Consider the following 25505-nt stretch of genomic DNA (forward strand, 5'->3'; position numbering starts at 1 on the left):
AGGTGGACGTCGATCTTGACCAGGTCGACCCCGCCGCGCAAGGCTGAACGTAGGGCCGGCAGCGTGTTACCCGGGTAGCGTGCGGTGTCTCCGCGTAGTGCGATGGACAACGTCATGTGTCCAAGGGTCGCAAAAACCGGCGCCGCACGTGGCGCAAACAGGAAAAACGCCTACCAAGGCCGTCCCTGTCGGGCTTGTGGACGCATGGATGGTCCCCCGCGGACCCAGTGCGAGCGTTGTCACGTCGCGTCGGTCCGTTCCGACCGCGACGAACTGGGAAACTTTGTTATCGGGTGTCGTGACGGCACGGCACCCTCAGGCAGGCCCCGAGTGTGAGGCGAACGATGATTCCGGACCAACGACGAGAGCACATCCTCAAACTCCTCCAGGAGCGCCATGTGCTGAGTATCAACGAGCTCACGTCGATGCTGTCCGTGTCCCACATGACGGTGCGCCGGGACATCCAGGCCCTGGAGAACGACGGCAAGGTCCTGTCGGTCACCGGCGGGGTGCGTCTGGCCGCCCGTCTCAAGAGCGAACCCTCCTACCTGGCCAAGGCCCAGCTGGAGGTCCCCGCCAAGCGCGCCATAGCGCGCGCCGCCGCCGACCTGGTGCGCGAGAACTTCACCATCTACCTGGACGCGGGCACGACCACGCTGCAGATGGTGCCGCTGCTCACCGACAAGGTGGGGCTGACCGTCATCACCAGCGACTTCAACGTCGTCGGCCACCTCATGGAGTACCCGGGCATCGAGCTGATCCACACCGGTGGCGTGGTCTCGCACTCGGACCACTCCTCGGTCGGCCAGTTCACCGCGGACTTCCTGCGCAAGGTCAACGTGGACCTCGCGTTCATCGCGAGCAGCTCCTGGGACGTCGACCGCGGCTCCACCACCCCGTCCGAGGCCAAGGTGATCGCCAAGCAGGAGTTGCTGCGCATCGCCTCCAAGAGCGTCCTGGTGGTGGACAGCACCAAGTACGGCAAGTTCGGCACCTTCCGGGTGGCCCGTCTGGAGGAGTTCGACCTGATCGTCACCGACGACCGGTTGCCCCGTTCGGCGGTGGACGAGCTCACCGAGCGCGAGATCCGTCTCCAGATCGTCCCCAGCGAATAACGCCCCGGCCCCGGCGGCGCACCGACTACGTCCTCAACGAGGGTTCGGCGGGCGCCTCCGGGGCCGACTCGTTCCGGCGCGTGTACCAACGACCCCGCATCACCAGGGTGGTCATCGCCAGCGAGATGACACCGCCCGCCGTCCCCAGCGCGAACGCGCCGTAGTGACCGTGGGCGTCGGCGAGGGCCCCGGCGACCATGGAACCCAGCGCCTGCCCGAGGATCAGACAGCTCAGTACGATGGCCATGGACTGCGAGAGCCGTTCGGGCGGAGCGGCCCGCTCGATCAGACCGAACAGACTCACGATGTGCGGGCCGATCGCGAAGCCGAGCGCGAAGAGCGTCACGGCGAGTGTCGCGGGACCGTGTTCCAGGTACAGCGGCAGGGTGAGCAGGGCCAACCCCGCGGCGGCCACTCGCGTGCGGGCGGTCAGGGTGAACCCCACCGGCAACGAGGCCATCAGCAGGCCCGCCACGGCGCTGCTGGTCCCCATCACCGCGTACATGAGCCCCGACAGGTCGCCGTGGCCCGCGTTGTCGGCGAAGGCGGTCACACCCGTGGACATCCCGCCGAAGAACAGGCCCTGGCAGAACATGGGGACGGTCAGCACCATCAGGGCCGGGCGCAGGATGCGCCCGCCGTTACCGGGCGCCGGCGCGCTGCCGGACGGGGCGGTGGGGTGCAGGGCGAACACGGTGCCGAACACGCCCAGGAGCACGGCGGCGCCGATGACGCTCGCGGTGGGGGACATGGTCACGGTGAGAATGCCCACGAGCGCCGGGCCCAGGACGAAGGACGCCTCGTCCAGTACGCCCTCCACGGACATGGCGGCCGACACCGAGCGTTCGCGCTCCAGGCCGCGCTCGGGCCCCTCGCGGATCAGTACCACCCAACGGGTGCGTGCCATGGGGCCGACCTGGGGCAGGCACAGGCCGCCGAGTGCGGCGAGCGCGACCAGCACCGCCAAGGGGGCGTCGGCGATCACCGCGATGACGAGCGCGGCGATCAGGACGGTGTCCACCAAGGCCGTGACCAGGACCGGGAGACGTTGCCCGTGACGGTCGGCGAAACGGGCGATGACGGGGCCGCCCACGGCCTCTCCGAGGGCGAACGCGCCCGAGACCAGCCCTGCCGCGGCGACGCTGCCGGTGGTGACGGTGACGAGCGTGAGGAGCCCGATCAAGGTCATCGAGATGGGGAGACGGGCCAGGAAGGTGGCGAGGAGCAACGGCCAACCGGCGATCCGGTGCATGCGCCGCAGGGTTTCAAATGGTGACATCCGCCCTCGTTCTGTACTCGCCCTCGGCCGCGAACCATCCCATGATAGGTCCACCGAAGTCCCGATTCGGGTTCGCGAATGTGTAGGTTCCCTCCCATGGACCACCCCCATCCCCTCGGCGGGCCACGCTCATTCCTCACCCCCGGGCCCGGCTGGCCCGACCGGAGCGCGGTCGTACGCGACGTCTTCCTGACACTGGGCTTCTACCTGCTCATGGCCGCCGAACTGTACGCGTTGTCGGTGCTGGACATCCTCGGCCCTTGGCAAGTCCTGGGCGCGCTCATCGGGCCGGTGGTGGTGGTACTGCTCGGCCGTCTCCATCCGCTGCTCGCCCCCTGCGCGGCCATGATCCTCGGCTACCTGCTCCTGGCCTTCGTCGTCGTGCTGACGTGCGCGTCCTACCTGGCCGGACGGCGTTCCCCGAAGGCGAGGCCGGTGGCGATCCTCATCGTGTTCGCGGTCGTGGTGTTCGCCGACGTGTGGCGCAGCGGGATGGGCGGGGAACCGGTGATCTGGATCCTCTCGCTCCTGGTGACCGTGTTGTCCGTGGCCGTGCCGTGGTTGGTCGGTGTCTACCGACGCCAACACGTGGAACTGATCGAGGGCGGATGGGAACAGGCCCGCCGGTCACGCCGGGAGCAACGGCTGACCGCGGACCAGGCAAGGATGCGCGAACGTTCCCGCATCGCCCGCGACATGCACGATTCCCTGGGCCACGAACTCACCCTCATCGCGCTCCGGGCGGGTGCCCTGGAGGTCGCCCGCGACCTGGACGAACGGCACCGGGAGAAGGTGGTCGAGCTTCGGGAGACCGCGGTCTCGGCCACCCGGAACCTGCGCGAGATCATCGGGGTCCTGAACGACGACGAAGGCGAGCGGTCGGCGCCCACCGGCCCCGCCGGCGAGAGCGTCGTCGCGTTGGTCGAACGGGTCCGCGACTCCGGACTCCGGGTGATGCTCGTCCAGGAGGGACCGATGGAGGATCTGGCCCCGATGGTGGATCGAGCCGCCCACCGGGTGGTGCAGGAGTCCCTCACCAACGTCGTCAAGTACGCCCCGGAGTCGCGGGCCACGGTGCGGCTCACCGCCGACAGCCGAAGGTTGGCGGTCCATGTCACCAACACCGCCACCGAGGGCGCTTCCGGGGAGGGCGCGGTCAGCGGTCACCGTGGACTCGCCGGCCTGCGGGAACGGGTCCGGCTGACCGGCGGCACCTTCGCGGCCGGTCCCGCCGAGAACGGCTGGGAGGTGTGCGCGATCCTGCCTCTGGACGGTGAGGCGGTTCCGGACGAGGAGATCCGCACCGACGGCGCCGCGGAGATCGACCGGCTCCGGCACAATGCCCGTCGCGGGGTCCGGAACTGGTCCGTGGCGCTGTTCGCCGCTCCCATCATGTTGCTCATGGCCGTGGCCGTCTTGATGTACCTGTTCGTCCTCGACGTCCTCACGGAGTCCACACTCTCCCCGCAGGACTACGCCGAGGTCGAGGTGGGGCGCGACCAGGACGAACTCGCCCCCCTGCTGCCCGCCTACCCGCTCGACCAGACGACACAGCTCGAAGAGGTCGCCGACCCCGACCCCGACTGCGACCAGTACCGGGTCGATCAGGGAGCGTCCGACACCGACGCGGACTTCTACCAACTCTGCTACGAGGACGGGGTCCTGGTCAGCAAGGAGGAGTTGCGGGGGCCGTGATCGGGCCCTTGTGGGATGCTTCCCGCGGACCACCGACCCCCGAGGAGGAACGTTCGTGATCAGGGTGCTGCTCGCCGACGACGAGGCGATGATCCGCGCGGGTGTGCGGGCCATCGTGGAGAGCGACCCGGACATCGAGGTGGTGGCCGAGGCGGCGGACGGACGCGAGGCCGTGGAACTCGTCCTCGCCCACCGCCCCGACGTCGCCCTGCTCGACATCCGCATGCCCCGGATGGACGGCCTGGCCGCCACGGCCGAACTCCGCAAGCTCGCGCCGGACACCCGGGTCGTCATCCTGACCACCTTCGGCGAGGACGAGTACATCGCCCAGGCGCTCGGTGACGGGGCCGCCGGGTTCCTGCTCAAGGCCGGTGACCCGCGCCAGCTCATCTCCGGAGTGCACGCCGTCGCGGACGGTGGCGCCTACCTGTCCCCACACGTGGCACGGCAGGTGATCAGCCGGATCGGTTCCGGGAGGGCGGCCAGGGAGGCCGCCGCCGCCGAACGTCTGGCCGAACTCACCGATCGCGAACGTGAGGTGCTCGCCCTGGTCGGCACGGGGTTGTCCAACGCCGACATCGCCGGACGGCTCTTCCTGGTGGAGGGCACCGTCAAGAGCTACGTGAGCGCCATCCTCGGCCGGTTGGGGATGAAGAACCGGGTCCAGGCCGCCATCCTCGCCTACGAGGCGGGCCTGGTGGAGCGGGACGCCGACGACGGTGGGAGGCTCGGGCCCGGGCCGACGTGAGCGCCGAGATCGAACGGCCGCGTCAGACCTGCGACGAGGGCCGGCTTCTCCGGTCGAGCATCGGCCGGTGCTTGGGCCTGCGCAACCCCGAGGCGCGCAGCCGGGTGACCAACTCGCGTCCGCTGACGTGTTCGGCGCCGAGCGCCACCGCCCGGGCGTGTACGTGCTCGGGGATGTCGTAGTGGTCCCGTTCGAAGGCGCGCTCGGGAACCCCGAGCTCGCGGGCGAAGGCGTGCAGTTCGTCGAGGGACACGTCGCTGACCAGGTGTGCGAAGCGCCATCCGCGTGGACCGGGCCAGACCGGGCTGTCGACCAGGACGCTCACGACGCCTCCGGTGCGGTCACCGCGCGCCAGGGCACCGGACTGGACATGACCATGGTGCTGGAGGGCCGACCGTGCTCGGCGAGCTGGTCGATGACCTCCTCGAAGTGCTCCATGGAGCGCACCGCGATGAGCAGGAAGCAGCAGGCGTCACCGGTGACCCGGTGGACCTGGAGGATCTCGGGCAGCTCCAGCGAGGACCGTTCGCGCAGCAGGCAGTGGGCGCCGAAGCACTCCATCCGGACCAACGCCGTCACCGGCAGCCCGGCGGCGGCCGGGTCGACGTGCGCGTGGTAGCCGGTGATGACCCCGCGGTCGGTGAGCCTGCGGACACGGTCGGCCACGGCGGGCGCCGAGAGGTTGACCCGGCGGGACAGCTCGTTGAACGACAGACGCCCGTCCTGTTGGAGCTCGTGGAGGATCCGCTGGTCAACGCCGTCCAACGGGAGGGGAGTGTGTGGGGCCATGCTTTTCGTTCCCAAGGTCGAGATCGGTTTCCAGTAATGAATGTAAACCCGATGGGGGATCCGCGTTACCATCGGCCATTCCTTCCCTGGGTGATATGTCCGATCATGTGAGCTCACGTTCACGGCGCCGTGCACGGCGGAACCCGGTGGCGCCGCAGGGCGTGCGAACACCGAAGCCACGCCGTACCCGAGGGGTAGAGACCATGCTCTCCAACACGTCCGTCCAGCAGTGCCCCTACGCACCCGCCGAGGGCGGCGCGCAGGACGCCGCGACGGCCCGGGCCCGCAAGGCCGAGAGCAACAAGGGCGAGCCGACCCTGGCCTTCGACCACAACACCCCCTACGTCGACTACGTGGGCATCGACACCCTGCTCGACCTGGAGCGACCTCGCACCGAGGAACCCGCCGAGTCCGCGTTCATCGTCACCACCCAGGTCATGGAGCTGCTCTTCCCCCAGGTACAGCGACGGTGGGAGACGGCCCGCGACGCCCTGGAAGCCGACGACGTACCCGCGGCCCTGGTCGCGCTGCGCGGCGCGTGCAACGTCCAGGACGTACTCAACTCCTCCTGGGGGCTGCTCTCCGACATGACCCCCACCCAGTTCAACCGGTTCCGGGACGCCTTCGGCGAGGCCTCGGGCTTCCAGTCCTACGGCTACCGAAAGCTGGAGTTCCTCCTCGGCAACAAGTCCGCCGCCATGATCCGCCCGCACAAGGGCATGACCGGTGTGGCCGCCGAACTCGCCGAGATCCTGGAACGCCCCGGTCTGTACGACGCCGCGCTGCGCCTGCTGGGCCGACGCGGTCTGCCGGTCCCCACCACGGTCACCGAGCGCGACTGGACCGGTGAGTACGAACCCTCCGCCGAGGTCGAGCGCGTCTGGCTGGGGGTCTACGAGGACGACCGTCCAGGCAACGACCTGTTCCTGCTGGCCGAGGGACTGCTGGACGTCGCCGAGCGGGTCACCCGGTGGCGTCACCTGCACTTGATGGCGGTGAAGCGCACCATGGGGGGTAAGCCCGGCAGTGGCGGGTCCAACGGACTGAACTGGTTGGCCCGCAACGTCGAGAAGGACGTCTTCCCCGAGCTGTGGTCGCTGCGCAGCACGGTCTGACGTCGACCCGAACCTTTCGAGCCACCCCGGCCCACCGGATCTATGTAGGAAGCGGGACCCGATGACACCCACCACCCGTGAGGACTGCGCCGCGCTGGACGCGGCCGACCCCCTCGCCCACCTCCGCGAGGAGTTCGTCCTCCCCGAAGGGGTGATCTACCTCGACGGGAACTCGCTGGGCGCGCTGCCGCGTTCCACCCCCGGCCGGGTGGCCGACATGATCGAGCGCGAGTGGGGACAGGACCTCATCCGTAGCTGGAACGACGCCGGCTGGTGGGACAAGCCGCGCACATTGGGCGCGAAGGTGGCCCCTCTGGTGGGCGCCGACCCCGACGAGGTGATCGTCGGCGACGGAACCTCCGCCAATTTGTTCAAGTGCCTGGTCACGGCGTTGCGCCTGTCCGGCCGATCGGTCGTGTTGGGGGAGGCCGGCAACTTCCCCACGGACCTGTACGTCACCGAGGGCGCCGTCTCCCTGACCGGCGCCCGCCAGCGCCGGATCGACCCGGACGGCCCCGCGTTGGCCGCCGAACTCGCCAGGGGCGACGTGGGCGTCGTGCTGTTGAGCCACGTGGACTACCGCAGTGGCGTGCTGCGCGACATGGCCGGCATCACCCGAATGGCCCACGAACACGGCGCCTTGGTGGTCTGGGACCTGTGCCACAGCGCCGGAGCCGTCCCCATGGACCTGTCCGGCCAGGACGTGGACTTCGCCGTGGGGTGTACGTACAAGTACCTCAACGGCGGTCCCGGCGCGCCCGCGTTCCTGTACGCGGCCCGTCGCCACCACACCACGGCGGAGCAGCCGCTGAGCGGCTGGCACGGTCACGCCCGCCCCTTCGACTTCACCCCCGAATACGAGCCCTCCCCGGGCGTCTCCCGGTTTCTCAGCGGCTCACAGCCCCTGGTGGCGGACGCCGCGCTGGAGGCGGGGCTGGACGTGTGGGCCAAGGCCGACATGGCAGGGGTGCGGGCCAAGAGCCTGGCCATGACCGACCTGTTCTTGGCCCGTGCGGCTTCGGTGGGACTGTCCTCGATCACCCCGGCCGAACACGATCGTCGTGGCAGTCAGGTGTCCCTGCTCGAACCGGAGGAGGGCGCCGGGTATCCGATCGTGCAGGCGCTTATCGAACGCGGCGCGATCGGTGACTTCCGGTCCCCCGACGTCATGCGGTTCGGGTTCACGCCGCTGTACCTGCGTTACGTGGACGTCTTCGACGCGGCCGCCCACCTGGTGGAGGTCGTGGAGTCGGGTGAGTGGCGAGACGAGCGCTTCAACCGGAGGTCACAGGTCACCTGACCCGGATGACCCGGAATCGACTCCCCGGTGGGACGACCCACCGGGGAGTTCTTTACGTCCGATGGACCTCGACCGATGTGACCTGACCCCGGGCCGGCATGGACTTGCGTGTCCTTCACCACGACAGGCCCCTCCGAAGTCACGTCCGACATATGCGGCGTGTCGTGACCTACCGGCCGTTATGAGGGCTTTGAGAGGGGTTCCGGGTGGTCTCGCGCCATGTATCTCGGTTTATGGCGAGGGTCACCATCGGGCCCCTTCGCCGCCCTCGTTCAGACCCTGGGTCCCCTGTGGTCAGGGGTTTTTCGTGGTTTCAGGCCCTTTGTCGGGTGGCGTCATACGGTAATTGCACGAATGCCGACCGTCATTTTACCCAGAATCCTTCGGTACTTTGCCAACCGCTGGGTTAGTGTCCTTCGTGACCGGTTCGTTATTGATCTTTAACGAGCCGGTGCCGAGCCCTTGACCGGCCACAGGCCGGAAGGGAAGACGAGGCCTTCTTTTCGTCTCAGGGAACGAGCCGCGCGAATCCAAGTGCCGGCTGTTACGGCGGAGCCGATCCGGCCCCCCGTTCCCACCCGCCGCTCGCCGCCGGCGACGCGGGAAGCCCCATGACCTGATCTCACCCACCGTGTGCCGCTCCGCGTGCCCCCGTGTGCCCCGACCTGTCCTGGGCGGCCTTCTCGGCCCTGTCACCAACCTGGCTGATAATCCATGAGCAACGACACTCCCATCCAGTACGGCGAAGTCACCGCGACCTATTTCTGGGACGACGGTTCCGGCATCAACGGTGACACGGGTGCGCCCGCAGGTGGCGAGCCCATGCAGAAGGGGCTCTTCTCCAGCCCCAGTTGGCCGTTGGGTACCGAGGGCTACATCGAGTACGAGGGTGAGCAGCACGAGTTCTTCATCGGCGACCGCGGTCCCGGTGAGCCCTCCAACGACTGTGACGTCCTCCTGGACATCGACGGCAAGACCTTCGCCGACATGATGGGCGAGGAGTGGAACGACGAGACCCTCGTCGTCGACGGCGGCAACGGTCACGCCGAGGTCGAGTACTTCATCACCGAATGGGGCGACGGCAACGGTGAAGAGGGCGCCCCCCACCCCTTCCAACAGCCCGACAACAAGTGCGAGAACGCCGTCGCCCCGGTCCCCGAGGAGCACCTGCCCCAGGAGGAAGAGGAAGAGGAGGAGCCCGAGGAAGAGCAGGCCGAGAAGGAGTCCGAGGACTCCTCCGAGAAGCAGGACGAGCAGGAGACCGAGGAAGAGGAGCAGCAGGACGCCGCTCCCGCGACCTCCGAGGACGAGGGCCAGGACGACGGCGTCACCGCCGAGACCGCGGCCAACGACCTGTCCGGCTTCGGGCTGATGAACGCCGAGGGCACCCCTTCGGCCGCCGGCCTGCTGACCCTGGCGATCATCCCCGCCATCCTCATCGCGCTGGCCTTCGCCTGGATCCGTCGTCCCTCAGGCGCCCACGCCGGTGCCACCGACGACAGCGGCAAGGGACTCATGGCCGAGAGCGACGGCCGTCACGGCATCGCCTCGTTCATCGACCGTCTGCGTGGCAAGGACAAGTAGCCGAGACCACCACCCCGGACGGTTCACCGGAGAGTGGGCAGAGGAAGGGTCGCGCGTATCGCGCGGCCCTTCCTCACATGTCGCCGAGCAGAAGTTCGGGGCGCTCCACGCAGTCGGCCACCCAACGCAGGAAACCGCCCGCGACACCGCCGTCGCACACACGGTGGTCGAAGGCCAGGGTGAGCTCCACCACCGGGCGCGGCACCACGTCGTCGCCCACCACCCACGGACGACGCAGGATCCGACCCAGGCCGAGGATCGCCACCTCGGGGTGGTTGATCACCGCCGCCGAGCCGTCCACCCCGAACACCCCGTAGTTGTTGACGGTGAAGGTCCCGCCGGACAACTCGCCGGGGCCGAGGGAACCGGAGCGCGCCGCCTCGGCGCGCTCGCCCAACCGCGCCGACAACTCACGGGTGGTGAGGCGGTGCGCGTCGGCGAGCACCGGGACCACCAGGCCGCGCGGAGTCTGCGCGGCGAACCCCAGGTGCACCGCGTCGAAGCGCACGGTCTCACCGCGTTCGGTGTCGAAGTGACCGTTGAGTTCGGGGAAGCGGGCCAGACCCAGCAGCGCGAACCGGGCGACCAGGCCCAGTACGCTCACCGGCCGGTCCGGCGCCGCCTCGTTGAGCCGTGAACGCAGCTCCATCATCGCGCCGGCGTCGGCGTCCACCCACACGGTGGCCTCCGGGATCTCCCGGCGTGAACGCGACAGTCTTTCGGCCATGGTCCGGTGCGCGCCCCGCAACGGCGCACGGTGCACCCCGGGTTCCTCGGACGTGCGGGGCGGTGGGGCAGAGGCGATCCGAGACTCCACGTCCCGGCGCAGCACCAGCCCGTTCTCTCCGCTGCCGCGCAACGCGGACACGTCGACGCCGTGCTCCCGTGCCAGCCGTCGGACCAGGGGCGATATCACCCTGGTCGGCCCATCGGAGGTCGTGGGCGAGCCGTCGATCGCCGTTGATCGAGGCGGCCCGCCCGACCCGCGGGCGGCGCGACGCGAGGGCCGCGCGCCCGTTCCCGTGCCGTAGCCCACCAGGACGGCACCCGAATCCGCGCTGTGGTCGGCGGCGCCGTTGCCGCCCGCGGAGTCCGGGACCTCCCGTGTGCTCGGCACGGTGGTCCGAGGGTCGCCACCCGCCCCGGAGGGTCGGGCGGGGGCGACGGAGATGAGCGGAGCGCCGACGGCGACGACCGCGCCGACCGCTCCGTGCAGTTCGGTGACGACGCCACCGAAGGGACAGGGGACCTCCACGGTGGCCTTGGCGGTCTCCACCTCGGCGACCGGCTGGTCCACGACGATCTCGTCGCCCGCGCTCACCAGCCACGACACGATCTCGGCCTCGGTCAACCCCTCACCCAGGTCGGGGAGTTCGAAGGTGCTCACCGGTCCTCCACCCACTCCGACTCCCACTGCAGGCGGTCCACGGCGGCCAGGATCCGGTCGACCCCGGGCAGGTGGTGTTCCTCCAGCTTCGGTGGGGGATAGGGGACGTCCCACCCACCCACGCGCAGTACCGGGGCCTCCAGGTGGTGGAAGCACTGTTCGGTGACGCGCGCGGCGACCTCGGCCCCGTAGCCGCCGAAGACCGAAGCCTCGTGCACCACCACGGCGCGGCCGGTCCGGCGTACCGAAGCGGTCACGGTGGCGTCGTCGAACGGGGCCAGTTGACGCAGGTCCACCACCTCCAGGTCGCGCCCCTCGCCGGCGGCGGTCTCGGCGGCCTCCAGAGCTGTGGCCACCATGGGGCCGTAGACGATCAGGGTGGCGTCGGAGCCGGACCGTCGTACCACCGAACGCTCCATGGGTTCGGTGCGTACGGGCAGTTCGACGGCCTCCTTGGCCCAGTAACGGCGCTTGGGTTCGAGGAACAGCACCGGGTCGTCGCAGTCGATGGCCTCGCGCAGCATCGAATAGGCGTCCGCGGGCGTGCCCGGGGTGACCACCCGCAGTCCGGGGGTGTGCGTGTAATAGGCCTCGGAGGAGTCGCTGTGGTGCTCCACTCCGCCGATCCCACCGCCGTAGGGGACACGGATCACCACGGGCAGCGTCACCGCGCCGCGCGTCCGGTTGCGCATCTTCGCCAGATGTGAGGTGACCTGCTCGAACGCGGGATAGGCGAAGGCGTCGAACTGCATCTCCACCACGGGCCGTAGCCCGTACGCGGCCATCCCGATCGCGGTGCCCACGATCCCCGACTCGGCCAGGGGCGAGTCGAAACAGCGCTCCTCGCCGAAGGCCGCCGTCAGCCCGTCGGTCACCCGGAACACCCCGCCCAACGGTCCGACGTCCTCGCCGTAGACCAGCACGTTCGGGTCGGCGGCCAAGGCGTCGTGCAGGGCACGGTTCAGGGCCGCGCCCATGGTGGTCTCGGAGGTGGGGAACGTGTGCGCCATCAGACCTCCCGCAACTCCTCGGCGAGCTCGCTCCGTTGCCGCTCCAGCACCGGCGGGACCTCGGCGTAGACGTCGGTGAACAGGGACGCGGGGTCGAGTCGGTCCTCGCCCGCCATCCGGTCGCGGACCACGGTGGCGACCCGTTCGGCGTCGCGTTCGTAGACCTCCAGGAGTCCGTCGTCGACGATCTGCTCGTTGCGCAGCAGCGTCTCCATACGGATCAACGGGTCACGCTCGACCCAGTACGCCACCTCGCCGTCGTCGCGGTACCGCTGCGGGGCGTCGGCGTTGGTGTGCGGATCGACCCGGTAGGTGAGCGCCTCCACGATGGCCGGGCCGCCGCCCGCGCGGGCCTCGGCCAGGGCGTGGGCGACCACGGCGTGCACGGCGGCGGCGTCGTTGCCGTCCACGTGGTGGCCGCGCATGCCGTACCCCACCGCCTTGTGGGCCAGCGTGGGGGCCGCGCTCTGCCGGTGCAGCGGCACGCTGATGGCCCAGTGGTTGTTCTGGACCAGGAACACCACCGGGGTGTTCCACACGGCCGCGAAGTTGTAGGCCTCGTGGGCGTCGCCCTCGCTGGTGGCCCCATCGCCCATCAGGACCAGGGCGGCCACGTCGTGGCCCTTATGTCGGGCGGCGTAGGTGAGGCCGACGGCGTGCGAGGCGTTGGTGGCCAACGGGGTGCACTGCGGGGCGCAGCGGTAACGGGGCGGGTCGTAGCCGCAGTGCCAGTCCCCGCGGAAGAGTGTGAGCGTCTCCACCGGGTCCACGCCGTGCGTGATCATGGCGACGCTGTCGCGGTAGCTGGGAAAGAGCCAGTCCCGTTCGCCCAGGGCCAGCACCCCGCCCACCTGCGCGGCCTCCTGTCCGGTGGAGGACGGGTAGACCGCGAGCCGTCCCTGGCGAGCGAGGGTGCCGGCCTGCTGGTTGAAGCGGCGTCCGATGACCATCGCTCGGTGGAGTTCGGCGAGCACGGCGGGGTCGGGAGCGGTGAACGAGGAGTGTTCGCGACGGCCGCCGTGCCGGTCCACGAGGCGCACCGGTTCCTGGGAGGGCAGGGGAGGAACCGGACGAGTTCGCTCATCGGTGTGCTTCATGTCTTGAATATGAGCCGAATCACCCCATATTGTCGATCCCTCCACGCCGATGCTGGACGAATTGCTCGGCATGGTGCCCCCCGGTACAGAACATCTAATATGTCCATCACCTGGACGGTATGAGGTAAGACACATGGCCGTGCAGCTGGATGACACCGACCGTCGGATCATCGCCCTCCTTCGCGATGACGGTCGTATGTCGATCCGCGCCGTCGCCGAGCGCGCGCACATCTCCCGGGCCAACGCCTACTCCCGGCTCGAACGCCTCCGCAACGACGGGGTGATCAGGGGCTTCACCGCCGTCATCGACCCTGAGAAGTACGGCACCGCCCTGTCCGCCTACGTGTCGGTGCGCATCGAACAGCACTCCTGGGAACGATTTCGCGAATACCTGCGCGACATCCCCGAGGTCGACCACGCCGCACTCGTCTCCGGCGACGTCGACCTGCTCCTCCTCGTACGCGTCACCGACGCCGCGGCGCTGCGCACGTTCGTCCTCGAACGCCTCCAACGCCTGCCCGAGGTCAAGAGCACCCAGACCATGTTCATCCTGGACGAGCCACATCTACAGTGACCGCCACGTCCTACCCTGAAGGTATGGAATATCGAGTCGTCGACGCCTTCACCGACCGACCCTTCAAGGGCAACCCCGCGGCCGTACTCGTCCTGGACGGTCCCTACGACGAGGCATGGGCCCGGCGGGTGGCGGCCGAGTTCAACCTCTCCGAGACCGCCTTCACGCGCCCCCTGGCCGACGGCACGCGTGAACTGCGCTGGTTCACCCCCGAAGTCGAGATCGACCTGTGCGGGCACGCGACCCTGGCCACGGCACACGTGCTCACCGAACTCGGTGTCGAGGGGCCCTACCGCTTCAGCAGCCGCAGCGGTCCCCTCACCGTGACCGCGGAGGACGGGCGGCTGTGGCTGGACTTCCCCTCACGACCGGCCGAGAAGATCGACGCCCCCGAAGGACTCGCCGAACACCTGGGCGTGGAACCCCTCTGGGTCGGTCGCGGCGGAACCGACGACCTGCTCGTCGAGGTCGCCGACGAAGCCGCCGTCCGAGGCCTGGAGCCGAACCTGTACGGCCTGCGCGACATCCCCGCGCGTGGAATCATCGTGACCGCGCCCGGTACCGAGTACGACATGGTCTCCCGGTTCTTCGCCCCCGGTTCCGGCGTACCGGAGGACCCGGTGACCGGCAGCGCCCACACCGTGCTCGCGCCCTTCTGGGGCGAACGCCTGGGCCGCACCGAACTCACCGCCCACCAGGCCTCAGCGCGCGGCGGCGACCTGCTCCTGCGTTGGCGCGGCGACCGGGTCCACATCGGCGGGCACGCCGTCTCCGTCGCCACCGGCGACCTCAAGGTCTGAAAGGGATCCCCCATGGAGCAGTGGAACACCAGGGACGAGATCGTCGCCGGACTGACCCGACTGGAGGAGGAACATCCCGGTTGGGAGCGACCCGCCGCCTACGCCGTCGGTGTGCACCAAGGGGGCGAGACCGGTTTCACCCTGGTCAACGTCGGTGAGCGCCTCCTCCCCGCCATCGCCCTGGGGCGTGCCTGTGGGCACACCTCCGGAACCGCCACCTACGAGCTCACCCCCGAGCAGCTGGACACGGCCATCGCCGGTCTGTCCCCGGCCGTGGGGTGCACCGAGATGGAACACCCCAACCATCACCACTGGGTGGAGGTGTCGGAGCAACTCCGGGATGGTGGTGGTCGGGCCGTGGCGGTGTTCGTCGCGTCGCTGGATGACGCGCCCGTCGACGACCACGACCGCGCGTTCCGCACCACCATCTCCGGTGCTGGTGGTACCGCTGGTGGCTGACCAGGGGTTGGTGGGGGTTGCTCGGGTGGCTGGTTGGGCGTCTGAGGTTGAGAGCCCTCCGGTTTATGGGGCGGGTGTGGGTGGGTTGGTGGGGCGCCTCGGGTAGGGGATTCTGCCGGTTGTTGGGCGTTGCTCGGGTGGGTTCTCCCTCCTTCCCCGCCGCGTGATTGTTGCCGCCCGCACCGCACGCGTCAAGGCGATGTTGTGTTGCTGTGACGATGGGGTTGGTGGCCTTGACCCGTGCGGTGCGGGCGGCGGTTTGGCGGCTATCGGGGAAGGGGGGAGAGTGGTTGAGGTCCCAACGGCCCTGCGGGCCTGCGGCCCGCTCCGGCCGCAAGCGGCCGGATCCCTTCCCCTCCGTCTGGCTTTCGCGTTGAGCGCGTCGCCACTACGTGACGGGTCCGGTCACGAAGGGCCCGCTACAGGCCGGACACGGGGCGGGGCGAGTCCCTGCGGTGGCCGGCACTGGTAGTCAAGACCACGCCGAGGCCGGTAGCAGTCCCCGGTGCCGGCGAGCCGGTGGCCCGCTTGTAGTGGTGGTCAGCGCTGGTGAGAGCAACCCCGGTGACAGCACCCGGCACCATGCCCGTGGTGGGTAGCCCCGGCACCCTGTAGCGGGGGAAGTTGGGGCAGCCCCGGTGCCGGTACCCGCAGTAGGGGCCGATGTCGGCAGGTGTGCCGCCGACACCCCCAACGGGGCCCACTGTGGCCCCGGGATATGGCTCCGGGTGGGGGGTTCGGGGTGTAGGCATACCGATACCCCCACAGGGCACGGGGCCCTTGGGGTCTGACACCCGACCTGGGGTGATCTCGCCGGGGGTGGTGTTCCACCTGGCGGAAGTACGCGGTGGTTAGAAGGCGGTGGGTGGGGCTGGCTCCCCCTCACCATCCCCGCTGGTTTCGGTGTCCTGTCGGTTCTGGGCGTGGTGGTGTTCCCAGATCTGCCGGTTCACCTTGGTCTGTAGCCGGTGCTTGAGCCGGTTATGGGTCGCACACAGCACCTGCATGTTGTCGGAGCTGGTCACCCCGCCGTGGGAGAAGGGGACGATGTGGTCGTATTGGGACCAGCTACGCGGCATGTCACAGCCCTGGTGCCATTCGCAGTAGGGCTTCTTGAACCCGGCCGCCTGACGCACCGGGTCCGGGGCGCACCGGTATTTGCGCCCCACGTCCAGCAGGGTCCGGCCTTCCTCGTCGGTCACGAAACGGCGCAGCCAGCTGTCGGGGGTCAGACGGGACACCATCTGATCGGGGATGACCACACCATCCTCAGTGACGGCGGGTTCAGCGGCCCCGTCGCCCAGGAGCCGCTTCAGCGGCACGGTGATGTTCAACGTGGCCAGGGCCTGGGGGGCTTTGGCACACTCCCGGTGGCCCAGAGCGGTCTCGAAGATCCGCATCATCGCGTCATAGACCCGCTCATGCTTCGGCATCGCGGCGTTCTCGGGCCCATACGGCTGGGTGTAGGCCTTCAGAGCGGCCTGGATCAGCTCGTTGTCGGCCCCCGGACCCCACATCCGCAACAGGAACCCGGACTCGAAGGTGGGCGAGAATTGCGCGCCCCGCTTCTCGAACACCTCGTCATAGTCCCGGTCGGCCTTATCCGGGTCCAACCGTGCCACGAACCATTTCGTCGCGTCCCGCAACTGGCGCACCGAGGTCTGGGGGCGTTCGTGTTTGTAAGCGATCAGCCCGTATTCCAACCGGGCCCGAAAACCCTCCACCGAAGGACGCTGGGCACGGAATCCCTCATCCGCTGTTTCCAGGACCTTCGCCCACTCGGCGGTGGCTTTTTCGGTGGAAGTCGCGATCGCGCACGCCTCACCCAACGACAGCACGCTGGTCTGGAAGGCCTCTTCCACCAAGGGGAGTTGCTGCTTGTGCAGGGCGCGGGCGAGGGTGGCCAGGGTGTTGGCCTCGGCCGGGGAGGTCCCCCACTGGTGGGTGATCCACGCCTGGACACTGCGCTGGCCACCCTCTTCCAACAGGGCGCCGGTGGCCTCCATACGGGCCAGCGCGGGCAACATCCCATAACGGATCCGGTCGACCTCCCCATTGAGCCTTTGGAACTGGGCGAGCACATCGGCTTCGCATCCGAACGGGGTATCCCGTTCGGAGAATTCCACCGCGATCTCCCGCGCACCCGCCATCGCCTGATCGACCGGTGTGTTCCCGATCGGGCGCGGTGTGCTGGGAGGAAAGCTCATACTCTGATTATATGTGACCAACTAAAAGAATGGCACCCCTACTCGCCAGTTGATTCAACACATTTCTAGACCCGACCGGCGTGCCTACCATGAATAGGGTGGCTATTTCGGGTTATCCACAACCCGGGATTAAATAGGTTCCTGTTTTTGATCTTGCTCGTAGCGCCAATTTGGGCGTCGAACATGGCGCTACGGACAAGATCATCGGGAAAGAGCCCCACCGGAGCCGGCCACCGCTGGGACGCGGCCAGCCACCCGCCCGACCTGTAGCGGGCCCTTCGTGACCCCACCGGTCACGTCGTGGCGACGCGCTCAACGAGGACACCAGAGGGAAGGGAAGGGATCCGGCCGGCTACGGCCGGAGTGGGCCGCAGGCCCACAGGGCCCTTGGGACCTCAACCACTCTCCCCCCTTCCCCGATAGCCGCCAAACCGCCGCCCGCACCGCACGGGTCAAGGCCACCCACCACAGCGTCACAGCACCCGACATCGCCTTGACGCGTGCGGTGCGGGCGGCAACAATCACGCGGCGGGGAAGGAGGGAGAACCCACCCCCACCCCGCCAGGCCACCGGCAGAATCCCTAGCCGAGGCGCCACACACCTCACACCCATTCGCTCACGCCACCCCGGCCACCCCCTCCGGGAGCCGACGTGTTGAGCGGACGCGGTCAGGGGAGGGGGTCGGTGATGGTCAGGTCGCGGTCGAGGATGGCGGCGTATTCGGGGCCGGCGTGGGCTTCGACCAGGCCGAGCAGCCCCAGGAGGTCGGTGCGGACCTGGGCCACGAGGGTGGGGATGTCCCGCAGTGGCAGCTTGAGGGTGAGTTCGCCGCCCTCCTGGGACAGGTGGACCTTGTCGCCGACGAACTTCTGAACGACGCCCGGGTCGTGGCCCATCCAGATGGGTTCGCGGTCGAGGAGGCTGATCCAGGAGCGCCATTCGTCGAGGCCGCAGCAGCAGCCCGGGGTGACGGCGGCGCCGGAGGGGCGGGTGGCGCGTACGCCGCCGGGGAGCAGGGTCATGTCGTCTTCGGTGTGCAGGAGGTCGGAGAGCTCGTCGCCCTGGTTGTACTCGGCCCAGCGGCGGAGGAAGGCGTTCAGGTCGGTGGGGGAGAGGTCGCCGGACAGGTGGAGGAAGGTGAAGTCGTCGAATTCGAGGACGGGTTCGAGTCGGATCATGCGGTCACCAGGGCGTGGATGTGATCCGCCGCGTTCCGGGCGCCGTCGGTGTGGGCGAGATGCTCGCGCAGGTCCTGGGCGCGGGCGCGCAGGGCCGGGTCGTGCAGGACCGCTTCGAAGGCGCGGCGGAGGGACTCGCCGTGGGCCTGGCGGGGGCTGAGCCCCACGGCGTTGCCGAAGCGCACACATTCGTCGACGTTCCAGCGTTGTTCGAACTGCAGGCCGATGCCCACGAACGGTTTCCCGGAGGCCGCCGCGGTCTGCACGGTGCCCTCCCCGCCGTGGATCACGGAGGCGTCGATCTGGTCGTTGAGCAGGTGCGCCGGGAGCAGGTCGAACACGTGCACGTGCTCGCCGAGTTCCGGGTGGTCGTCGGGGATCAGGTAGCGGGCGACCGGGGCCAGGACGGTGACGGGCAGACGGGACAGCTCACGCAGGACGCGAAGGACGATGTCCCGGTTCGCCGAGCTGCCCATGGCGAAGTACACCACCGGGCGTTGACTCTTGCGGGCCTTGCGCACCAGGTGTGGCACCTCGGGCGGGAGTTCGTGGTCCAGGTGGGCGTAGACCGGCCCGACCCAGCGGTAGTTCGGCGGCAACAGGTAGGGGCGCAGCCGGATGGAGGCGACGAGGTTGAGGTCGCCGTCCAGCGCGTCGACGGTGCGCCGGGGCAGGCGCACGCCGTTCTCCTGGGCGATCCGGACCCAACCCCGGGGTTTGAGGGTGGTGTGCCGGGCGGTCTCGCGCAGGAGCCGGGCCGCGGTGGTGTTGACGGCGCGGGCGAGGCGACCGTGCCCCTGGACGACGGGCAGCGCGGAGGTTTGGCGCAGGTGCGGCCAGGAGTACGCGAACGGTTTGACGTAGACCAGGGGGACGCCGTCGGCGCGCGCGGACACGAACTGGCTGAGGGTACTGCCGATGACGGTCGCGGCCGGGCGCAGCAGGGCGTTGAGGGCGCGTTCGCTCTCCACCCGCTCCCGGAACATCTCGGGGGTGAAGGGGTGTTCGAGCCCGGCGCCCTGGTCGAAGCGGATCGCCTGGTCGGCCTGTTCCTCGCTGAGCGGGGGAGTGAGCGCGTGGTACTCGAACCCCGCCTCCTCGATCAGCCCCGCGTAGCGCTCGGAGTAACCGGCGAAGACGCACTCGTACCGGTCCCGCAGTCGACGGGCCACCTCGATCGCCCGCGTGGTCTCGGCGAGGTTGAAGGTCTCCGGGGCGAACAGGACCGTGTTCACGGCGGAACTCCTTGTCTGGAAGGGCCTCTAGGCAACGTAGTCGCCCGGTCCGCGACACGGCAACGTTGTCCACAGGCTCGGAGCGAGAACTTCTGGAAAGTCCTAACCTGGCGGGGCAGCGCAGTACACCGAACTGGGGGAAACGATGTCGGGACGTCAGGGGAACGGTCACCGAGGTGGCGGTGGCGGTGGCCGTGGGGGTGGTGGCCGCAGGCCCGAACCCGAACCCATCCGCGGCGTGCGCGACGACGCCCGTCTGTCCCAGGAACTGCTGAGGATGGACGGCGCCTCCTACGGGCGCTACAAGTCCCTCAAGGGCGACTGGGACTTCGGCGACTTCACCCTGACCGTGGAGCGGGTCCAGGCCGACCCGTTCGCCCCACCCTCGCGGGTGCGCATCCTCCGTCCCGACGCCGGGATCCCGAGCGGCGCCTACGCCGATCCGGTGCGCCGCCGGGCCACCGCCGACTTCCTCGGCCGGTTGGCCCGCCGCCGACTCAAGGGGTCGCTGCTGCGGATCGACACCGGGGGTCAGGAGGTCATCGCGCGTTCGTCCTGCCAGGTGGGCGCGGACGGTTCACTGGACCTGCGGATCGGCCTGGACCTGCCCGGGCACGGGCGGCGCATCGACGGCCGTACCGCCGAACGCGAGCTGTGCCGCACCGTCCCCGAGCTGGTCGACGACCTGGACTGGGAGGAGATCGACCAGGACGCCGCCCGTGCCTTCGCCGACAGTGTGGCCGACACCGTCGCGCTGCGCGCCTCTCTGGCCGAGCGCGGACTGGTGGCGTTCGTCGCCGACGGGGCGATCCTGCCCCGCCTCAGTGGGATCAGCGACGAACCCATGCGCGGCGAGGGCGTGGTCCCCTTCACCTCCCCGGACTCCCTACGGGTGAGCGTGGACCTGCCACACCGGGGCACGGTGACCGGGATGGGGGTGTCCGAGGGCATCACGCTGATCGTGGGCGGCGGCTTCCACGGCAAGTCGACCCTGCTGCACGCCCTGGAGCGCGGGGTGTACGACCACGTACCCGAGGACGGCCGGGAACTGGTGGTGACCAGGGACGACGCGGTGAAGATCCGCGCCGAGGAGGGTCGCCGGGTGGAGCGGGTGGACGTCAGCCCGTTCGTGCGCAACCTGCCCACCGGGGCGGACACCCGTGACTTCCGCACCGAGAACGCCTCCGGCTCCACCTCGCAGGCGGCCAACATCTGTGAGGCGGTGGAGATCGGCGCGCGCACCCTGCTGGTGGACGAGGACTCCACCGCCACCAACCTGATGATCCGAGACGAACGCATGCAGTCCCTGGTGCACGGAGACCGCGAACCCCTGGTGCCCTTCGTCGACCTGGTGCGCCCGCTGCGCCGAGAGCACGGGGTCTCGACCGTGTTGGTCATGGGCGGCAGCGGCGACTACTTCGACGTGGCCGACCACGTGATCATGTTGGACGCCTACCACCCGCACGACGTGACCGAACGTGCCCGGGACCTGGCCCGGGATCGTACCGACGCGGAGTTCGCGCTGCCACGCGCCCGCATCGTGGACCGCGCGTCGGTGGACGATCGCACCGACCGGGGGCGGTCCAAGCTCAAGCGACGCGACATGGACGTGCTGGTGTTCGGCGAGAGCGACATCGACGTGCGCGCGGTGGAGCAGTTCGTCGACGCCGGGCAGATCACCGGAGCGGGGCTGGCGTTGCGCGCCCTGGTGGCCGGTGGCCACCTGGACGGTGGGAGGACCCTGGCCGAGGCCCTGGACTCCCTGGAGGAGGGTCTGGCCGAGCGGGGCGTGACCCTGCTCGGTGAGGACTTCGCCGGGGACTACGCGCTGCCGCGCAGGCAGGAGATCGCAGCCGTCCTCAACCGGTTGCGGAGCATGCGGGTGGCCGAACAACGCTGAGTTCGCGCCGGGACCCGCCCGTGGGGTGGCCGCGGTGTGTCCGTGGTCACCCGGAGGGGGTCGAGGCCGGTCGTTGGTCGGGGCGGGTCGGTATTGTGGAAACGCAGGGTGCGGTAGCCCCGAAGGACATCGAAACGGAACATCTCGGACCGATGTCGGTGTGAGTGCCGTCCTGCGTTCCCGACCCCTTTGGAGACGAGAATCCGGTGCGTGACCCCGCAGATCTGTACCAACTCCATCCCGGTTTCGACGACGTCGCCGGGCAGGCGATGCTGGTCTGTTTGGACGGCTTCGTCGACGCCGGACACGCGGGACGTCAGATGGCCGAGTTGCTCTTCGAACGGTTCTCCGCCGAGGAGATCGCGACCTTCGACACCGACCGGCTCGTGGACTACCGCGACCGTCGCCCATCGATGACGTTCCGTGAGAACACCTGGATCGACTACACGGCGCCCAAACTGGCCCTGTACCGGATGCACGACGACGAGGGCGCGCCCTTCCTCGTCCTGCACGGCCCCGAGCCGGACCGTGAGTGGGAGCTGTTCGTCGCCGCCGTCCAGCGGCTGGTCGACCGTTTCACCGTCTCGCTGTCCGTCAGCACCCATGGGATCCCCATGGCGGTTCCGCACACCCGCCCGGTGACGGTCACCCCGCACTCCACCCGCCCCGAACTGGTCGCCGGTCACACACCCTGGATCGGTCGGGTCGAGGTGCCCGGCAGCGCCGTGTCGCTGCTGGAGTTCCGCCTGGGCGAGAGCGGCCACGACTTCATCGGCTACGCCGTCCACGTACCCAGTTACCTGTCCCAGTCCCAGTACCCGCGCGCGGCCATCGCGGCCCTGGGCTACGTCACCGGGGCCACCGGACTGGCCGTGTCCACCACCGAGGTGGAGGAGACGGCGGCCACCACCGATGTGGAGATCGCCGAGCAGGTAGCGTCCTCCGAGGAGATCCAGCGTGTGGTCACCAACCTGGAACGCCAGTACGACGACATCATGTCCTCGCGCTCCGAGGGCGACACCCCGGGCTCCCCGCTGGGCGAGGACGAAGTAGGCCTGCCCACCGCCGACGAACTCGGCGCGGAACTCGAACGCTTCCTCGCAGAGCGCGAGGGCGACGGAAACGGATAGCCGTGTTCTACCAGATCCTCTTCAGCTCGGTCCTTCGGCACATGGACGCCGAGAGGGCCCACAAGCTGAGTTTCGCCGCACTGCGCGGAGTCACCGCGATCCCCGGCGTGGCCGAGACCCTGACCCGGGTCCTGGGGCCGCGCGAGCCCGAGCTGACCGTGCACGCCCTGGGCCGGGACTTCCCCGGCCCCCTGGGCATGGCCGCCGGGTTCGACAAGAACGCGGAGAGCCCACGCGGCCTGGCCGCGCTCGGCTTCGGCTACGTGGAGGTGGGCACCGTCACCGCCCACCCGCAGCCCGGCAACCCACGGCCCCGCCTGTTCCGCCTGGTCGAGGACCGCGCCATCGTGAACCGGATGGGCTTCAACAACGAGGGTTCGGCCCTGGTCGCCGAGCGGCTGCACCACGAGCAGGCCCGTCTGGAGCGCCAGGCAGGCCGCGCAGGTCGGGAACGTCCCCTGCTCGGGGTCAACATCGGCAAGACCAAGGTCACCCCGGAGGCCGAGGCTCCCGCCGACTACGCGCTCAGCGCCCTACGACTGGCCCGCTACGCCGACTACATGGTCGTCAACGTCAGCTCGCCCAACACTCCCGGCCTGCGCAACCTCCAGGGCGTGGAACAGCTGCGCCCCCTGCTGGCCGCGGTCCGCGCGGCGTTGGTCGAGGCCGGCCGCCCCACGCTGCCGCTGCTGGTCAAGATCGCCCCCGACCTGGCGGACGAGGACGTCGACGCCGTCGCCGACCTGGCCCTGGCCGAGGGCCTGGACGGGATCATCGCCACCAACACCACCATCTCCCGGGAGGGGCTGGACGCCCCGGAGGAGCGGGTGACGGAGGCCGGCGCCGGCGGCCTGTCCGGTGCCCCGCTCAAGACGCGTTCCCTGGAGGTGCTGCGCCGGCTGCGCGCCAAGGTCGGCGACCGCGTCACCCTGGTGGCCGTCGGCGGTATCGAGACCCCTGAGGACGCCTGGGCGCGCATCCGCGCCGGGGCGACCCTGGTGCAGGGCTACACCGGTCTGATCTATGGCGGTCCGCTGTGGCCGCGCGGCATCCACCGTGGGCTGGCCCGCCTGGTGCGTGCCGCCGGTTACCGGTCGATCCAGGAGGCCGTGGGTGTGGACGCCCCGGCCCCCGCCCTGAAGGTGGTCCCGGAGACCACCGAGGCCGGCTGACGCCCGGGACGGCGACCGGTCACCAGTCGCCGTCCCAGTCCTCGGGGAAGCTGTAGCCGGGTTCGGGGTGGCCCATCGCCTGGGTCGAGGTGACGAACACGTAGTCCAGTCCCCGCAGGCGTTCGATGATCTCGGGGACGGCCGCCAGCGTCTCGGGCAGCGGGTCGTGCATCAGTACCACCGCGCCCGGCTCGACCCGGCCGATCACGTTCTCCACGATCTCGTCGCGCTTCAGGTCCTCCCAGTCCTGGCTGTCCACCGTCCACATGGTCTCCACCAGCTCCTGCTCGGCGATGGCCCCGTGCACGTCCTCGTCGGTGGCGCCGAACGGTGGCCGGAACAGCTCCACCGTGTGCCCGGTCTGCCTGCGGATCATCGCTCCCACCGCCGCGACCTGGGCGGGCAGTTCCTCGGCTTCCATCCGGTTCATCGGGTCGTGCACGTCGCCGTGGCTCGCGATCTCGTGGCCCTCGGCGTAGGCGCGACGCAGTACCCCCGGCCGGGTGAGGGTGGGGCCTCCGTTCAGGAAGAACGACGCGGTGACCTCTTCCTCGGCCAGGATGTCCAACAGGTGTGGTGTGGCCTCTACCGGACCGTCGTCGAAGGTCAGCGCCACGCAACGCGTTTCGCCGTCGTAGCAGTCCACGTCCGGGACATGGGGGACGAACACCCCGGGCGGCGGTGGGTCCTGCGCGTCGTCGTCCTCGGCGGTGGGCAGCGTCAGATCGGTCTCGTCCACAAGGGAGGCCTCCCTGGCCCGCTCGCCCAGGTCGGACAGGAGCGGCGCGGCGGTCTCGTGGTCGACCACCACGACCTTGCGGCCGAACTCGGCGGAGGGCACGTGTCCCTCCTCCACGGGTGACAGGTGCCCGTCGTCGAACTCCACCACCAGGTCGCCGTCGCCGTTGAAACCGATGGAGTCGTAGGTGCGCAGGACGGGGAACAGGGAGTCGGGGTCGACCTCCACGTCCTCGGAGAGGTCTTCGCGGACGATGTCGTTGAGCGCGTCCAGCTCCTCCTGCCCGGCGAGCAGCTCGGTGGAGTAGGCGGTGTGCCGGGTGGTCCCGTCGTACCAGTAGGTGGAATAGCCCTCGCGAAGGCCGTGCATGTCCTCCTCGGTGCGCAGGAGTCGCACCCCGAGCACTCCGTCGGCGGCGGCCACCAGCTCCCAGTCGATGTCCAGGCTCACCGGGTCGCGGGTTCCCGCGCGAAAGTCCTGGACCTCGTCGTCGGCTCGGGCCGCGAGGGTCTCGGTGAAGGGCTCGGCGTTCGCGAACTCGGGGAGGGAGACCGCGACCTCGGCCTCCGGGACGTGGTGGTGATCCTCGTACCCCTCCGCGCCGGTCGTCCGTTCCCGGACGCCGTCACCGATCTCCGCGGACAGGACTCCGATCGACTCGGGGTCGCCGCCGCCCGCCGGGTCCTGCGTACACGCGGCGAGGGGGAGGGCCAGGGCGACCATCAGGGATCCGGGCCAGAGCCGTCCCCCACCGCTCCCACGACGTCGGGCGGTGGTGTGTCCCGGTGCGTTCTCGCTCGACGACAAACCCGGCTCCCTCTCCCTGAAAGCGGATGCTCCCGCACCTGATGGGAGCAACATAGGGGAGAAGAACGCCGGGCCCGGGGCGCTGTCCACACCCACCGACTCCAGCCTCGTGCCGCGCTTCGCGGGCCCGGCGACCTTCGCCCGCCTGCCCCGCATCGACCAGGTGGAACGAGCCGACATCGCCG

At 69.6% G+C, this 25505-nt stretch carries 23 protein-coding genes and 1 pseudogene; 13 read left to right on the forward strand and 11 right to left on the reverse strand.

From position 1 onward, the window contains the following. Positions 1-116: pseudogene (locus ABZ717_RS25340) on the reverse strand (glycerophosphodiester phosphodiesterase); the annotation flags it as partial. A gap of 228 nt (positions 117-344) precedes the next feature. On the opposite strand from ABZ717_RS25340, the gene ABZ717_RS25345 reads away from it, so the two are divergent. Then, complete coding sequence (locus ABZ717_RS25345) at positions 345-1115, forward strand: DeoR/GlpR family DNA-binding transcription regulator (RefSeq protein ID WP_358514720.1); 771 nt, start codon at positions 345-347, stop codon at positions 1113-1115. 25 nt (positions 1116-1140) lie between these two features. Here the strand turns inward: ABZ717_RS25345 and ABZ717_RS25350 are convergent, their stop codons facing one another. After that, positions 1141-2394 carry an MFS transporter gene (locus ABZ717_RS25350; RefSeq protein WP_358514722.1) on the reverse strand — a complete coding sequence of 418 codons (1254 nt, stop codon included), beginning with the start codon at positions 2392-2394 and terminating at the stop codon, positions 1141-1143. 96 nt (positions 2395-2490) lie between these two features. Between ABZ717_RS25350 and ABZ717_RS25355 the strand changes: the two genes are divergently transcribed. After that, positions 2491-4089 (forward strand): histidine kinase, encoded by a 1599-nt coding sequence (locus ABZ717_RS25355; RefSeq protein ID WP_358514724.1) that lies wholly within the window; start codon positions 2491-2493, stop codon positions 4087-4089. Between the two features lie 55 nt (positions 4090-4144). Then, the gene (locus ABZ717_RS25360; RefSeq protein ID WP_358514726.1) at positions 4145-4837 is read left to right on the forward strand and encodes a response regulator transcription factor; all 693 of its coding nucleotides are present in this window, start codon (positions 4145-4147) and stop codon (positions 4835-4837) included. A gap of 22 nt (positions 4838-4859) precedes the next feature. Here ABZ717_RS25360 and ABZ717_RS25365 read toward each other — a convergent pair whose 3' ends face one another. Then, complete coding sequence (locus tag ABZ717_RS25365; RefSeq protein WP_358514728.1) at positions 4860-5162, reverse strand: DUF4031 domain-containing protein; 303 nt, start codon at positions 5160-5162, stop codon at positions 4860-4862. After that, positions 5159-5626, reverse strand: coding sequence for an Lrp/AsnC family transcriptional regulator (locus ABZ717_RS25370; RefSeq protein WP_358514730.1), 468 nt, complete (start codon positions 5624-5626; stop codon positions 5159-5161). The genes ABZ717_RS25365 and ABZ717_RS25370 overlap by 4 nt, the downstream gene beginning before the upstream one ends. A 203-nt stretch (positions 5627-5829) precedes the next feature. Here ABZ717_RS25370 and ABZ717_RS25375 point away from each other — a divergent pair, with 203 nt between their 5' ends. The 3 genes from ABZ717_RS25375 to ABZ717_RS25385 all read left to right on the forward strand — a co-directional run bounded on the left by ABZ717_RS25375 (position 5830) and on the right by ABZ717_RS25385 (position 9625). Beyond that, positions 5830-6741 (forward strand): tryptophan 2,3-dioxygenase family protein, encoded by a 912-nt coding sequence (locus ABZ717_RS25375; protein ID WP_358514732.1) that lies wholly within the window; start codon positions 5830-5832, stop codon positions 6739-6741. A 61-nt stretch (positions 6742-6802) separates the two neighbouring features. Beyond that, positions 6803-8041: a kynureninase gene (gene kynU, locus ABZ717_RS25380; protein WP_358514734.1), complete on the forward strand. Its 1239-nt coding sequence runs from the start codon at positions 6803-6805 to the stop codon at positions 8039-8041. Between the two features lie 714 nt (positions 8042-8755). Next, positions 8756-9625: a hypothetical protein gene (locus ABZ717_RS25385; RefSeq protein ID WP_358514736.1), complete on the forward strand. Its 870-nt coding sequence runs from the start codon at positions 8756-8758 to the stop codon at positions 9623-9625. A 73-nt stretch (positions 9626-9698) separates the two neighbouring features. Here the strand turns inward: ABZ717_RS25385 and ABZ717_RS25390 are convergent, their stop codons facing one another. Genes ABZ717_RS25390 through ABZ717_RS25400 form a run of 3 tightly spaced genes read right to left on the reverse strand, consistent with a single transcriptional unit; the run spans position 9699 to position 13119 of the window. Then, on the reverse strand, positions 9699-11012 hold the full coding sequence (locus ABZ717_RS25390) for a dihydrolipoamide acetyltransferase family protein (protein WP_358514738.1): 1314 nt from the start codon (positions 11010-11012) through the stop codon (positions 9699-9701). Next, on the reverse strand, positions 11009-12022 hold the full coding sequence (locus ABZ717_RS25395) for an alpha-ketoacid dehydrogenase subunit beta (protein WP_358514740.1): 1014 nt from the start codon (positions 12020-12022) through the stop codon (positions 11009-11011). Before ABZ717_RS25395 ends, ABZ717_RS25390 begins: the two co-directional genes overlap by 4 nt. Beyond that, a complete protein-coding gene (locus ABZ717_RS25400) occupies positions 12022-13119 on the reverse strand; it encodes a thiamine pyrophosphate-dependent enzyme (protein ID WP_358514743.1) in 1098 nt (365 codons plus the stop codon). The genes ABZ717_RS25395 and ABZ717_RS25400 overlap by 1 nt, the downstream gene beginning before the upstream one ends. Before the next feature lie 133 nt (positions 13120-13252). Here ABZ717_RS25400 and ABZ717_RS25405 point away from each other — a divergent pair, with 133 nt between their 5' ends. From ABZ717_RS25405 to ABZ717_RS25415, 3 genes are read left to right on the forward strand one after another with little or no spacing between them, the layout of a single operon-like run. Continuing rightward, positions 13253-13693 carry an Lrp/AsnC family transcriptional regulator gene (locus tag ABZ717_RS25405; protein WP_358514745.1) on the forward strand — a complete coding sequence of 147 codons (441 nt, stop codon included), beginning with the start codon at positions 13253-13255 and terminating at the stop codon, positions 13691-13693. Positions 13694-13716: 23 nt separating this feature from the next. Then, complete coding sequence (locus tag ABZ717_RS25410; protein ID WP_358514747.1) at positions 13717-14493, forward strand: PhzF family phenazine biosynthesis protein; 777 nt, start codon at positions 13717-13719, stop codon at positions 14491-14493. Positions 14494-14505: 12 nt separating this feature from the next. Further along, on the forward strand, positions 14506-14952 hold the full coding sequence (locus ABZ717_RS25415; RefSeq protein WP_358514749.1) for a hypothetical protein: 447 nt from the start codon (positions 14506-14508) through the stop codon (positions 14950-14952). Between the two features lie 851 nt (positions 14953-15803). Here the strand turns inward: ABZ717_RS25415 and ABZ717_RS25420 are convergent. From ABZ717_RS25420 to ABZ717_RS25430, 3 genes are all read right to left on the reverse strand, one after another. Then, a complete protein-coding gene (locus ABZ717_RS25420; protein WP_358514750.1) occupies positions 15804-17159 on the reverse strand; it encodes a DUF222 domain-containing protein in 1356 nt (451 codons plus the stop codon). A gap of 668 nt (positions 17160-17827) precedes the next feature. Next, positions 17828-18337: a hypothetical protein gene (locus ABZ717_RS25425; protein ID WP_358514752.1), complete on the reverse strand. Its 510-nt coding sequence runs from the start codon at positions 18335-18337 to the stop codon at positions 17828-17830. Continuing rightward, positions 18334-19572, reverse strand: a complete 1239-nt coding sequence (locus ABZ717_RS25430) for a nucleotide disphospho-sugar-binding domain-containing protein (protein WP_358514754.1) — start codon at positions 19570-19572, stop codon at positions 18334-18336. The genes ABZ717_RS25425 and ABZ717_RS25430 overlap by 4 nt, the downstream gene beginning before the upstream one ends. Positions 19573-19717: 145 nt before the next feature. Between ABZ717_RS25430 and ABZ717_RS25435 the strand changes: the two genes are divergently transcribed. The 3 genes from ABZ717_RS25435 (at position 19718) to ABZ717_RS25445 (ending at position 23774) form a co-directional block, all read left to right on the forward strand. Next, positions 19718-21472 (forward strand): ABC-ATPase domain-containing protein, encoded by a 1755-nt coding sequence (locus ABZ717_RS25435; protein ID WP_358514756.1) that lies wholly within the window; start codon positions 19718-19720, stop codon positions 21470-21472. 206 nt (positions 21473-21678) lie between these two features. Beyond that, positions 21679-22602, forward strand: coding sequence for a PAC2 family protein (locus tag ABZ717_RS25440; RefSeq protein ID WP_358514758.1), 924 nt, complete (start codon positions 21679-21681; stop codon positions 22600-22602). Beyond that, a complete protein-coding gene (locus tag ABZ717_RS25445) occupies positions 22599-23774 on the forward strand; it encodes a quinone-dependent dihydroorotate dehydrogenase (protein ID WP_358514765.1) in 1176 nt (391 codons plus the stop codon). Before ABZ717_RS25440 ends, ABZ717_RS25445 begins: the two co-directional genes overlap by 4 nt. 19 nt (positions 23775-23793) lie before the next feature. Here the strand turns inward: ABZ717_RS25445 and ABZ717_RS25450 are convergent, their stop codons facing one another. Continuing rightward, positions 23794-25236, reverse strand: a complete 1443-nt coding sequence (locus ABZ717_RS25450) for a polysaccharide deacetylase family protein (RefSeq protein ID WP_358514760.1) — start codon at positions 25234-25236, stop codon at positions 23794-23796. A gap of 49 nt (positions 25237-25285) precedes the next feature. Here ABZ717_RS25450 and ABZ717_RS25455 point away from each other — a divergent pair. Further along, the coding region (locus tag ABZ717_RS25455) for a hypothetical protein (protein WP_358514762.1) at positions 25286-25505 on the forward strand (220 nt) is incomplete at its 3' end.

Origin of the sequence: Nocardiopsis sp. NPDC006832 (assembly GCF_040635885.1) — a bacterium.
Classification (GTDB): domain Bacteria; phylum Actinomycetota; class Actinomycetes; order Streptosporangiales; family Streptosporangiaceae; genus Nocardiopsis.

Coding starts and splice junctions, on each gene's coding strand:
- ABZ717_RS25410 (WP_358514747.1), top strand. CDS start 13,717: ATGGAATATCGAGTCGTCGACGCCTTCACCGACCGACCCTTCAAGGGC.
- ABZ717_RS25400 (WP_358514743.1), bottom strand. CDS start 13,119: ATGAAGCACACCGATGAGCGAACTCGTCCGGTTCCTCCCCTGCCCTCC.
- ABZ717_RS25385 (WP_358514736.1), top strand. CDS start 8,756: ATGAGCAACGACACTCCCATCCAGTACGGCGAAGTCACCGCGACCTAT.
- ABZ717_RS25435 (WP_358514756.1), top strand. CDS start 19,718: ATGTCGGGACGTCAGGGGAACGGTCACCGAGGTGGCGGTGGCGGTGGC.
- ABZ717_RS25405 (WP_358514745.1), top strand. CDS start 13,253: ATGGCCGTGCAGCTGGATGACACCGACCGTCGGATCATCGCCCTCCTT.
- ABZ717_RS25350 (WP_358514722.1), bottom strand. CDS start 2,394: ATGTCACCATTTGAAACCCTGCGGCGCATGCACCGGATCGCCGGTTGG.
- ABZ717_RS25420 (WP_358514750.1), bottom strand. CDS start 17,159: ATGAGCTTTCCTCCCAGCACACCGCGCCCGATCGGGAACACACCGGTC.
- ABZ717_RS25355 (WP_358514724.1), top strand. CDS start 2,491: ATGGACCACCCCCATCCCCTCGGCGGGCCACGCTCATTCCTCACCCCC.
- ABZ717_RS25375 (WP_358514732.1), top strand. CDS start 5,830: ATGCTCTCCAACACGTCCGTCCAGCAGTGCCCCTACGCACCCGCCGAG.
- ABZ717_RS25370 (WP_358514730.1), bottom strand. CDS start 5,626: ATGGCCCCACACACTCCCCTCCCGTTGGACGGCGTTGACCAGCGGATC.
- kynU (WP_358514734.1), top strand. CDS start 6,803: ATGACACCCACCACCCGTGAGGACTGCGCCGCGCTGGACGCGGCCGAC.
- ABZ717_RS25415 (WP_358514749.1), top strand. CDS start 14,506: ATGGAGCAGTGGAACACCAGGGACGAGATCGTCGCCGGACTGACCCGA.
- ABZ717_RS25345 (WP_358514720.1), top strand. CDS start 345: ATGATTCCGGACCAACGACGAGAGCACATCCTCAAACTCCTCCAGGAG.
- ABZ717_RS25425 (WP_358514752.1), bottom strand. CDS start 18,337: ATGATCCGACTCGAACCCGTCCTCGAATTCGACGACTTCACCTTCCTC.
- ABZ717_RS25450 (WP_358514760.1), bottom strand. CDS start 25,236: ATGGTCGCCCTGGCCCTCCCCCTCGCCGCGTGTACGCAGGACCCGGCG.
- ABZ717_RS25395 (WP_358514740.1), bottom strand. CDS start 12,022: ATGGCGCACACGTTCCCCACCTCCGAGACCACCATGGGCGCGGCCCTG.